This is a genomic window from Kitasatospora misakiensis (genome assembly GCF_042656005.1).
Lineage (GTDB): Bacteria > Actinomycetota > Actinomycetes > Streptomycetales > Streptomycetaceae > Kitasatospora > Kitasatospora misakiensis.
Map to the genome: position 1 here is coordinate 205,386 of NZ_JBHSOF010000006.1, position 10,985 is coordinate 216,370.

8 protein-coding genes and 1 pseudogene are annotated in these 10,985 nt (G+C 75.1%); 4 read left to right on the forward strand and 5 right to left on the reverse strand.

The annotated features are described in order from the left end of the window. Positions 1-280: 280 nt before the first annotated feature. Positions 281-1,033 (forward strand): RDD family protein, encoded by a 753-nt coding sequence (locus ACFP3U_RS07910; RefSeq protein WP_380224528.1) that lies wholly within the window; start codon positions 281-283, stop codon positions 1,031-1,033. A 138-nt stretch (positions 1,034-1,171) separates the two neighbouring features. Here the strand turns inward: ACFP3U_RS07910 and purH are convergent, their stop codons facing one another. Then, positions 1,172-2,776, reverse strand: coding sequence for a bifunctional phosphoribosylaminoimidazolecarboxamide formyltransferase/IMP cyclohydrolase (gene purH, locus ACFP3U_RS07915; RefSeq protein ID WP_380224530.1), 1,605 nt, complete (start codon positions 2,774-2,776; stop codon positions 1,172-1,174). Beyond that, positions 2,773-3,432: a phosphoribosylglycinamide formyltransferase gene (purN, locus tag ACFP3U_RS07920; RefSeq protein ID WP_380224531.1), complete on the reverse strand. Its 660-nt coding sequence runs from the start codon at positions 3,430-3,432 to the stop codon at positions 2,773-2,775. The genes purH and purN overlap by 4 nt, the downstream gene beginning before the upstream one ends. A gap of 388 nt (positions 3,433-3,820) precedes the next feature. On the opposite strand from purN, the gene ACFP3U_RS07925 reads away from it, so the two are divergent. Continuing rightward, positions 3,821-4,486 (forward strand): hypothetical protein, encoded by a 666-nt coding sequence (locus tag ACFP3U_RS07925; RefSeq protein ID WP_380224533.1) that lies wholly within the window; start codon positions 3,821-3,823, stop codon positions 4,484-4,486. Between the two features lie 57 nt (positions 4,487-4,543). Here ACFP3U_RS07925 and ACFP3U_RS07930 read toward each other — a convergent pair whose 3' ends face one another. Then, positions 4,544-5,959 (reverse strand): cell division protein PerM, encoded by a 1,416-nt coding sequence (locus ACFP3U_RS07930; protein ID WP_380224534.1) that lies wholly within the window; start codon positions 5,957-5,959, stop codon positions 4,544-4,546. A 135-nt stretch (positions 5,960-6,094) separates the two neighbouring features. On the opposite strand from ACFP3U_RS07930, the pseudogene ACFP3U_RS07935 reads away from it, so the two are divergent. Together ACFP3U_RS07935 and ACFP3U_RS07940 are read left to right on the forward strand one after the other, a co-directional pair. Continuing rightward, positions 6,095-6,472, forward strand: a pseudogene (locus ACFP3U_RS07935) (sigma factor-like helix-turn-helix DNA-binding protein); the annotation flags it as partial. A 975-nt stretch (positions 6,473-7,447) separates the two neighbouring features. Further along, a complete protein-coding gene (locus tag ACFP3U_RS07940; RefSeq protein WP_380224553.1) occupies positions 7,448-8,515 on the forward strand; it encodes a SigE family RNA polymerase sigma factor in 1,068 nt (355 codons plus the stop codon). A gap of 84 nt (positions 8,516-8,599) precedes the next feature. Here the strand turns inward: ACFP3U_RS07940 and sucD are convergent, their stop codons facing one another. Together sucD and sucC are read right to left on the reverse strand one after the other, a co-directional pair. Continuing rightward, entirely contained in the window at positions 8,600-9,484 is an 885-nt protein-coding gene (sucD, locus tag ACFP3U_RS07945; RefSeq protein ID WP_380224535.1) for a succinate--CoA ligase subunit alpha, read from the reverse strand. Between the two features lie 19 nt (positions 9,485-9,503). Continuing rightward, entirely contained in the window at positions 9,504-10,676 is a 1,173-nt protein-coding gene (gene sucC / locus ACFP3U_RS07950) for an ADP-forming succinate--CoA ligase subunit beta (protein WP_380224536.1), read from the reverse strand. Between the last annotated feature and the right edge of the window lie 309 nt (positions 10,677-10,985).

Genomic DNA, 10,985 nt, shown 5'->3' on the forward strand with positions numbered 1-10,985 from the left:
CCGGCGGGGGCGTACCCGGGGGAAGAACGAAGTGAGCCGACCAGACCGCACCGCGCCGACGACCGACCGCCGACGCGGGTTGCCGCGTGCCATCGAACCGTCCAGGCTCCCGTTCGCACCCTTCCCACGGACCTGAGCGGGGGCGCGCACCGGGTCGCACACGCCCCCGGTGTCAGCGTGCTCCGCTAACGTCCCGTCCGACCGGCTACCCGTCCAGCCGGTCCGTTCCGGGGCCTCCGCTGTCCCGTCCCCACTTGTCCCCATCTGCCCGGAGGCATCGATGAGCTACCCGCCCGACCCCAACAACCCGTACGGCCAGCCCCAGCAGCCGCCGCAGCCCGGCTACGGCTACCCGCAGCAGGCTCCGCCGCCGGCCGGCTACGGCTACCCGCAGCAGCCCCCGCAGCAGCCGGCCTACGGCGTGCCGCAGCAGCCGGCCTACGGGTACGCGCCGATGCCGGGCACCATCCAGGCGAACAACGGCTACATCAACATCGCCCAGCTCGGCACCGTCAAGGTCGCGACCATGGGCCAGCGCTTCCTGGCCCGGCTGATCGACGGCCTGGCGATCGGCGCGGTCATCGCCCTGGTCATGGCGCTCGGCCTGGCCAGCGCGCTCGGCATCGCCAAGGACCAGAAGGACTGCAGCAGCCTGTACTCGTTCAACGGCTCGAACTCCGCGTACCTCAACTGCGTGAACGACAACAACGAGGCCGCCGCCGGCTTCCTCGTCACCATGATGGTCATGATGGGCGTGCTGTCGCTGTTCAACCTGCTCTACGAGTGGCTGCTGGTGTCCTTCGCCGGCGCCACCCTGGGCAAGATGGCCATGGGCCTGCGCGTGGTCAAGGAGAGCAACGGCCAAGCCCCGGGCCTGGGCGGCGGCTTCATCCGCTTCATCATCCCGATCGTCGGCGTGTTCCTCTGCTACATCGGCGCGCTGCTGGTCTACCTGTCGCCGTTCTTCGACAACTCCGGGAAGCTGCAGGGCTGGCACGACCGTGCCGCCGGCACCCTGGTGATCAAGAAGTAACGCCGCACGGCACGCACGGCGGAGCGGCCCGGCCCCCTCGGTGGAGGGAGCCGGCCCGCTCCGTTTGTCATGTCGTCACATCGTCACGTCGTTCCGCCGTCACACCGTTCCGCCGACCCGTCCGGGCCGGTCGGCGCGTCAGTGGAAGAAGTGCCGGGTGCCGGTGAGGTACATGGTCACCCCGGCCTCGGCGGCGGCGGCGATCACCTCTTCGTCACGGATCGAGCCGCCCGGCTGGACGATCGCCCGCACCCCGGCGGCGATCAGGATCGCCGGGCCGTCCGCGAACGGGAAGAAGGCGTCGGAGGCCGCGTACGCGCCCTTGGCCCGCTCACCGGCCCGCTCGACCGCGAGCTTGCAGGAGTCAACCCGGTTGACCTGGCCCATGCCGACGCCCACCGAGGCACCGTCCTTGGCCAGCAGGATCGCGTTGGACTTGACGGCCCGGCAGGCCCGCCAGGCGAACGCCAGCTCGGCCAGCTCGGCCTCGGACAGCGCCTCGCCGGTGGCCAGCGTCCAGGTCGCCGGGTCGTCGCCCTCGGCGTGCACCCGGTCGGCGTCCTGGAGCAGCACGCCGCCGGAGATCGGGCGCACCTCCTGGCGGTTGGCCGGGGCCTCCGGGGCGAGCAGCACCCGCAGGTTCTTCTTGCGGGCCAGCACCTCGACGGCGCCGTCCTCGTACCCGGGAGCCACCACGACCTCGGTGAAGATCGGGGCGATCTGCTCGGCCAGCGCCACGGTGACCGGGCGGTTGACAGCGATCACGCCGCCGTACGCGGAGACCGGGTCGCACTCGTGCGCCTTGCGGTGCGCCTCGGCGACGTCGGCGCCGGTCCCGATGCCGCACGGGTTGGCGTGCTTGATGATCGCGACGGCCGGCTCGGCGTGGTCGTACGCGGCGCGGCGGGCGGCGTCGGTGTCGACGTAGTTGTTGTACGACATCTCCTTGCCGTGCAGCTGCCGCGCACCGGCCAGGCCGCCGCTGCCGTCGGTGTACAGCGCGGCGCCCTGGTGCGGGTTCTCGCCGTAGCGCAGCACGTTCTGGCGCTCGAAGGCCGAGCCGAGGAAGGCCGGGAAGCCCGTGGCAGAGCCACTGATGTCAGCAGTCTCGGTCTCCGTGTAGCCGGACTCCTCGAACCAGTTGGCCACCGCGACGTCGTAGGCGGCGGTGTGCGCGAAGGCCTGGCCGGCCAGGCGCTTGCGGGTCAGCAGGTCGAAGCCGCCGTCGCCGACCGCCGCCAGGACGTCCTGGTAGCGGGCCGGGTCGACCACGACGGCCACCGACGGGTGGTTCTTGGCGGCGGCGCGGACCATGCTCGGACCGCCGATGTCGATCTGCTCGACGCACTCGTCCGGGGTGGCGCCGGAGGCGACGGTCGCCTTGAACGGGTAGAGGTTCACCACGACCAGGTCGAAGGGCTCGACGCCCAGCTCGGCCAGCTGCGCGCGGTGCGACTCCAGCCGCAGGTCGGCGAGCACACCGGCGTGCACCCGCGGGTGCAGGGTCTTCACGCGCCCGTCCAGGCACTCCGGGAAGCCGGTCAGCTCGGAGACCTCGGTCACCGGGACGCCGGCGGCGGCGATCCGGCCCGCGGTGGAGCCGGTGGAGACGATGGCGACCCCGGCGGCGTGCAGGCCCTGGGCCAGCTCCTCCAGACCGGTCTTGTCGTACACGCTGATCAGCGCGCGGCGGATCGGCCGGACGTCCTCGGAGACAACGGGCGTGGTGGGGGCGGCGCTCATGCCGGAATCCATACCTTTCGGTCCTCGATGCGGTGACCCTCGCGGGCCAGCCGGCCCACGACGTCGACGAGCAGCTTGCGCTCGACAGTCTTGATGCGTTCGTGCAGCGCCTCGCCGCCATCGGCGTGATCGGCGTCGTGGACCTCCACGACGCCCTGCGCGATGATCGGCCCGGTGTCGACGCCGGCGTCGACGAGGTGCACGGTGCACCCGGTGACCCTCACCCCGTACGCCAGCGCGTCGGTGACGCCGTGGGCGCCGGGGAAGGAGGGCAGCAGCGCCGGGTGGGTGTTGACGATCCGTCCGGCGAAGGCCGCGACGAACTCGGGCCCGAGGATCTTCATGAACCCGGCCGTGACGACCAGGTCCGGCTCGTACCCGGCGACGGAGGCGGTCAGCGCGCGGTCCCAGTCCGCCCGGTCCGGGTGGTCCTTCACCCGGTGCACGAAGACCGGCAGGCCGGCCCGCTCGGCGCGCTCCAGCCCGGCGATGCCGTCCCGGTCCGCGCCCACCGCGACGATCTCCGCGCCGTAGGCGGGGTCGGCGGCGGCGTCGATCAGCGCCTGGAGGTTGGTGCCGGAGCCCGAGACCAGCACCACCAGACGGGCCGGTCCGGGCGTGCGGGGCGGGAAGAGCTGAGCGGGGGCGGCGGCCACTGCGCGATTCTCCGTTGGTCGGGCGCCGCCCGCTGGTACATCCACCGGCGGTGGGGCCACTACGAACGGCAGGTCGAGCGAGGAGGAACTCCGGGAAATCCCGCCTCGACGCGGGCCCCGGGGAACCCGTGGGAGCTGCTGACCGTCACCACCATAACGGCTGGTCGGACGCCCTCCGAAACGCCGTCGGGGGCTACGCGCGTAGCTGAGACCGGGATCTCGCGGGCCCCGCAGACCCCGGTCCGGGCCCCGCGAACCCCGCCCCGGGCTCCGGCGGACCGCCGGAGCCCGGGCGAATCCGGACGCGCCCGGGACCCCCACAGGGGCCTGCGGGATCATAGGGTGGCGCGGGCACCCGCCCCACCGACCGAGAAGGAATGGCCGAACCATGAGCAGCGGTGACGACACCGGCGAGCGCAACCCCTTCGCGCCGCCGCCGGCGGATGCCCCCGAGCAGCCGTGGCGACCGCGCGCTCCCCACCCCACCGGCGACCCCGACCGGCCCGAGGGGCAGGACGGCGACCCGGACGACCGCCCGCTCGTCCCGCCGCCCCACCCCTGGAGCCCCGGCTACCAGGGCGGCGGCTGGCACCCCCGACCGCCCGCACCGCAGCCGCCCCGGATCGACCCGAACGACCCCGCCCAGCGCAAGGCCCGCAACGCCGCGCTGGCCGGCATGGGCGCGCTGGTCTGCGCGTTCGCGGCGCTGCACTACGTCGCCCTGTTCGTCGGCGCGCTCGCCATCGTCTGGGGCGTCTCCGCGATGCGCGCCCCCCGGCCGGCCGTCGGCGACGCCGCCGGCGGCGGCGGCGGCACCTCGGCGCCCGCCGGGCCTGTCGGGCCTGTCACGCCGAACCCGCTCACTCCGGCCGCGCTGGCCGGCATCCTCACCGGGGCGATGACGGTCGTCTTCGTCTCCTCGGTGCTCGGCCTCGCGCTGTACTACAACGACTACGTGACCTGTGTGCAGGACTCCCTCACCTCCAGCGGCGCCGACGGCTGCGACCGGCTCGCGCCGCAGTGGTACGTGGACATCACCAAGACGAGCGAGTGAGCGAGGCCGCGCGCCGGGCCGCCTGAGGTCCGCCTGAGGTCCGGGCGGCGCCGGGGTTCAGACGGCGCCGGGGTCGCCCGGGCCACCGGGGGTCCCCGCCAGGCGGGTGACCGCCGCGTGAGCGCGGGCGCGCAGCAGGAGTGCGCCCCGGCGGGCGGTCGCGGCGAGCGCCCCGGGCACCAGCGGGACGCGAGGCAGCCACCGGGCCCGGACGCCGGCCGGGCGCAGCGCACGCGAGCGCGCCAGCAGGGCGGCCGGAGCCGCCACCACCGCCACCCAGCCCGCCGCCGCCAAGCCCGTCCACCACGGCACCGGCCCCACCCCCGCCGACCGGCCCGCCCCCAGCGCCCCGCCGGAGAACCACCCCAGCCCCGCCGCCGCGGCACCCGCCAGCAGTCCGGCCACCAGCGCCGCCGCCACCGTCGCCGCCCTCGGCCACGGAGCGGGCGGACGGACCGGCCCGACGCCGCGCCCCCCGCCCGCCGCGGCCGCCCGGCCCAGCAGCAGCCCCGGCACCACGCCCGCCAGCGCGGGCAGGACACACACCACCAGCCGCCAGCCGCCCGCACCCGGCTCCGGGAGCAGCCCGAACAGCGGGAACTCCGGCACCGGGCCCAGCACCGTCCGCACCGGCGACACCACCGTCCCCGCGCCCACCGCGAACCCCGGCCCGAGCGCGTACGCCGCGCCCCACAGCACCGTGTTCGGCAGCAGCACCAGGCTCACCAGCAGCACGCCCGCCACCGCCGCCGGCCCGCCCGCGAACACCGCCGACCCCCCGCCCCGGCCCACCGCGGCCAGCACCGCCGCCACCGCCACCACCAGCCCGCCGGCCGCCAGCAGGCCCGCCCCGGCCGCCAGCACGGCCACCCGGACCGCCGACCCGCCACCGGTCGGCCGCAGTGCCTCCGGCAACCCGTCCAGGGCCCGCTCCAGCGCGTCCACCCCGACCGGGGCCGCCCCGGTCCGCCGGGCACCGGCCGCCACCGCCGCCCCGGCCACCAGCGCGACCGCCACGAGGTCCGGCAGCACCCGGGCCCGGAACTCCCCCGCCCCCGCGCACTGGGCCACCACCGCGCACGCCACCGCGCAGTACCCCGCCCAGACCGCCGGCGCCCCGCCGCGCCCCGGCCGTCCCGCGCCGCGCGCCGCCACCCGACCGGCCGCCCGGTACAACTGGCCCACCGCCAGCAGTCCGAGCAGCAGCGGCGTGACCGAGAGCGGCGCCTCCGCCGCCCCGCGCAGCACCGGCGCACCGTGCCCGAGCAGCCACAACGCCGACGCCAGCCGCAACGCCCCGGCCGCGCCGTCGTCCGCGAACGGGGTCACCACCCAGAGCCCGAGCACCGGAACGGTGACCACCGCCAGCCCGAGCAGGGCGGTCCGGGCCCCGGTGAGCAGGGCGGACAGGACGGGCCTGCCGCCCAGTTCGCCCGGCGCTTCCAGAATCGGACGACCCGTCAGCTGCGTCATGGGCCTCATCGTGCCAAGGCGACTCGCCATGCTCCGTGAAGAGGCAAACGGCCGGGGTGTCCCAGATTATTGGCTTATGCGCATTTTCAGACCATGCCCTCTCGCCGCCGCGACCGATCCGGCCAGGAGCGTCTGATGACCAAGCCCCCGACCGCCGCCCGCCCCGGCAGCCAGCCCGCGCCCGCGCCCGCCCCCGCGCCCGGGCCCGCGTCCGGGCCTGGGCCCGCTTCGCAGAGCCGCAGGGGGAAGGGGCGCCCCGGAAAGCGCAAGGGCGACCGCGGCCGGACCGGCGCCACCACCGGGACCGCGCAGGACGGCGGTGGGACAGCGCCGCCCGCGGACGCGGCGGCGCTGCTGCGCCGCCTGACGGCACGTGAGGCGGAGGCCTTCGCCCACCTCGCGGCCGGCCGGGACCTCGCCGAGACCGCCACCGCACTCGGCGTCACCCCGGCCACGGCCCGCAGCTACCAGCACCGGGCCCTGCGCAAACTCGGCACCCGCACCCAGGCCGAGATCACCGCCCTCGCCGCCCTTTTGCCCGCGGCTTTGGCTCCGGCTCCGGCTCCGGCGGCCAAGGCCGCCCCGACGGCGAACGCCGGCCACCGGCAGCGGTCGGACGACCCCCACGCCGACCGTCCGCCGGTGGCGGCCGCAGCAGCCGAAGACACCACAGCCGACGCGACCGACCCGCGCCGCCCGGCCTCGGCCACGGCCGCTCCGGACCGGACGGCTGACGGCCGTCGGCGCGCCCATGACGCACCCTCCGGTAGACCCGGGCACCCGGCCACCCCGGGTTCGAAGACCGACCACCCCCAGCAGGCACCCGGCACCCGCACCGGCCAAGCGGCGGCCGACACCGCAGCCGGAGCAGTCGCACCCACGCACGCCGTGGCGGCAACCCCGAACCCGAAGGCCGACCACGACCACGGCAAGGCCGGTCCCGGCTCCGACGCGGCGGCGGGGGCGCCGACGAGTCGGGCGGGCGGGGCGGCCCCGGCCGGACCACCCGCCGCAGCGGCCGGGCGGAGCGTCGGTCCGCCGGCCGGAAAGCCCCGGACGGACGGGTCGGTCCCCACGGCCCCCACGGTCCCCACGGCCGCGACGGCCGCCGGGCAGCCGCGGCGGAGCGGGCCGACAAAGGCGCCGACCGTGCCGTCCCGGGCAGCTGAGGCGGCTGGGGCGGCTGGGGCGGCTGGGCCGTCGCAGGTGGCCGGGGCAGCCAGGGCTGCCGGGCCGGCGCAGGCGGCCGAGGCTGCCGGGCCGTCGCGAGTGGGCGGATCGGCCGGGCCGCCCCGGGCGGCTGGGGCAGCTGGGGCGGCTGGGCCGTCGCAGGTGGCCGGGGCAGCCAGGGCTGCCGGGCCGTCGCGAGTGGGCGGAGTGGGCGGAGCGGCCGGGCCGGGGCAGGTGGGCGGGGCGGGCGAGGCGGGGGCGCCGGTCGGGGCCGTCGGGTGGGTGGTGGACGCCGGGGGTGGGGCGCGTCGGGAGGCTGTGTTCGAGGAGGTGTACGAGGCGGGGCACACCCGGCTGGTGCAGCAGGTGTTCCTGCTCACCGCGTGCAAGCACCGGGCGGTGCACTGCGTCGGCCGGGCGTTCGGGGAGGCGCGGCGGCGGTGGGCGGAGGTGGTCGCGGCGGCCGAGCCGGAGCAGTGGGTGCGGGCGCGGGCGTTCGAGCTGGCCCTGTCGCCGTGGCACCGGGGCGGGCCCCGGCGGGCCCACGTGTGGCGGCTGCCGCACCGGCGGATCAAGGTGCGCCCGGCGGACGAGGGCCAGGCGGTGCTGCCGGACCACGACCGCCTGACCGACCGGGACCGGGCGCTGCTCAAGGCGCTACGCCGGCTCTCCCGGCCGCAGCGCCGGGCGCTGGTGCTGCACGACGGCCTGGGGCTGCCGGCTGCCGCGGTGGCGGTGGAGGTGGAGTCGACGGTGGCGGCCGCCGAGGGGCGGGTGTGGACGGCCCGGGCGGCGCTGGCGCAGTGGGTGCCGGACCTGGTCGGGCCGGATCCGGCGGCGGACGGGTTCGCGGACCGGCTGTGCGCGCTGCTGCACCGGGCGGCGGTGCGCGGGGCGCCGGAGCCGCACCGGCCGCCGGTGCCGCTGCTGCGGGCCCGCCACGGGCTGGTGAACGCGGGCCGGACGGGGGCGGCGGCGCTGCTGACGGCGGCCGTGGGCGGTGCGGTGGTGGCGACGCTGGCGGGCGGCGGGCCGGGCGAGCTGTTCCGGCAGCCGGATCCGCCGCCGCCCTCGCTCTGCGCGGCGGTCCCGACGCTCGCGACCGAGCCGGAGGCGCTGCTGCCGCTGCTGCCGGACGGGGCGCCGTCCGGGATCCAGAGCCTCTGGTGCTCGCCGACGCCGGGGCTGGAGCCGGTCGTGGTGGATCCGCCGCCGCCCCGGGCGGACGGGCCGTACCGGCCGCCGACGGGCGGGCGGGCCGGCGAGGCGCTGCCCCCGCCGGGCGCGGTGGCCGCCGGACCGCGCGGCTGCGCGCCGTGGGTGCTGCGCCCCTGCCCGGCGGAGCAGCTGGAACAGCACTCGGACCTGCACCGGGAGCAGGGCTGAGCGCGGCACCGGGAACAGCACCGGGAACGGCAGCGCCCCCGCGCCGGCGAGGCCGGGCGGGGGCGCTGGGTGCGAGCGGGGGCGTCAGCCCTTGTACAGCTCACGGGCCAGGCGGGCGGTCTCGGACGGCGTCTTGCCGACCTTGACACCGGCGGCCTCAAGGGCCTCCTTCTTGGCCTGGGCGGTGCCGGAGGAGCCGGAGACGATGGCGCCGGCGTGGCCCATGGTCTTGCCCTCGGGCGCGGTGAAGCCCGCGACGTAGCCGACGACCGGCTTGGTGACGTGCTCGGCGATGTAGGCCGCGGCACGCTCCTCGGCGTCGCCACCGATCTCACCGATCATGACGATGAGCTCGGTCTCCGGGTCCTCCTGGAACGCCTTGAGGGCGTCGATGTGGGTGGTGCCGATGACCGGGTCACCGCCGATGCCCACGGCTGAGGAGAAGCCGATGTCGCGCAGCTCGTACATGAGCTGGTAGGTCAGGGTGCCGGACTTCGAGACCAGGCCGATCTTGCCGGCCTTGGTGATGTCGGCCGGGATGATGCCGGCGTTCGACTGGCCGGGGCTGATCAGGCCGGGGCAGTTCGGGCCGATGATCCGGGTCTTGTTGTCCTTCGAACCGGCGTAGGCCCAGAAGGCGGCGGTGTCGTGCACCGGGACGCCCTCGGTGATGACGACGGCCAGGCCGATCTCGGCGTCGATGGCCTCGACGACGGCGTCCTTGGTGAACTTCGGCGGCACGAAGATGACGGTGACGTCGGCACCGGTCTTCTCGATGGCCTCGGCGACGGAGCCGAAGACGGGCACCTCGGTGCCGTCGACGTCGACCGTGGTGCCGGCCTTGCGCGGGTTGACACCGCCGACGATCTGGGTGCCGGAGGCGAGCATGCGGCGGGTGTGCTTCATGCCCTCGGAGCCGGTCATGCCCTGAACGATGACCTTGCTGTCCTTGGTAAGGAAGATAGCCATGGTGTGAAAGTCCCCTTCCTTACTTGTTGGCCAGCTCGGCGGCGCGGTCGGCCGCACCGTCCATGGTGTCCACCTGCTCGACGAGCGGGTGGTTGGCGTCGGTCAGGATCTGGCGGCCGAGCTCGGCGTTGTTGCCGTCGAGGCGGACGACCAGCGGCTTGGTGACCGCCTCGCCCTTCTCCTCGAGCAGTGCGAGGGCCTGCACGATGCCGTTGGCGACCGCGTCGCACGCGGTGATGCCGCCGAAGACGTTGACGAAGACCGACTTGACGTCGGTGTCGCCGAGGATGATCTCCAGGCCGTTCGCCATGACCTCGGCGGAGGCGCCGCCACCGATGTCGAGGAAGTTGGCGGGCTTCACGTTGCCGTGGTTCTCACCGGCGTACGCGACCACGTCGAGGGTGCTCATGACGAGACCCGCGCCGTTGCCGATGATGCCGACCTCGCCGTCGAGCTTGACGTAGTTGAGGCCCTTGGCCTTGGCCGCGGCCTCCAGCGGGTTGGCGGCGGCCTTGTCCTCGAGCGCCTCGTGGTCCGGCTGGCGGAACTCGGCGTTCTCGTCCAGGGAGACCTTGCCGTCGAGCGCGATGATCTTGCCCTCACCGGACTTGATCAGCGGGTTGACCTCGACGAGGAGGGCGTCCTCCTTGATGAAGACGGTCCACAGCTTCTGCAGGACCTCGGCGACCTGGTCGGCGACCTCGGCCGGGAACTTCGCCGCGGCGACGATCTCGGCGGCCTTCTCCGGGGTGCAGCCCTCGTTGGCGTCGACCGGGATCTTGGCGAGCGCGTCGGGGTTCTGCTCGGCGACGACCTCGATCTCCACACCGCCCTCGACGCTGGCCATGGCCAGGAAGGTGCGGTTGGTGCGGTCCAGCAGGAACGAGACGTAGTACTCGTCCTTGATGTCCGCGGTCTGGGCCAGCATCACCTTGTGCACGGTGTGGCCCTTGATGTCCATGCCGAGGATCTGCTCGGCCTTGGCGACGGCGTCGGCCGGGTCGGCGGCGAGCTTCACGCCACCGGCCTTGCCTCGGCCACCCACCTTCACCTGAGCCTTGACGACGGCGCGGCCGCCGAAGCGCTCCGCGATGGCGGCAGCGTCTGCGGCGGTCTCGATGACATCACCGTCAAGCACGGGAACCCCGTGCTTGGCGAAGAGGTCCCTCGCCTGGTACTCGAACAGGTCCACGTGTTTGTCCTTGTTCGTGGTCGCGGATTGTGTCTCTACGAGCGTGCCACGGCAGGATCTTCGCTGCGGGTCGTCGGGGCGGTGCGGGTACACAGAGGTACGGCCTTGCGGCCCACACAGCCACGGGCGCACACGTCAATTCACACGCGCGTCACGTCCGTCTGGCAGGTTATCCCCGCTGGACGGGCGTCTTTCGCCCGGGGCCTGCCAGTCTTTGGTGAGAACCGTCACAGACAGCCTAGGGTCCGTCTTCAAACCCCCGCCTGCGGGCCGACGCCGGGGCACGCACCTCGACGGCTTCTCGTCAGT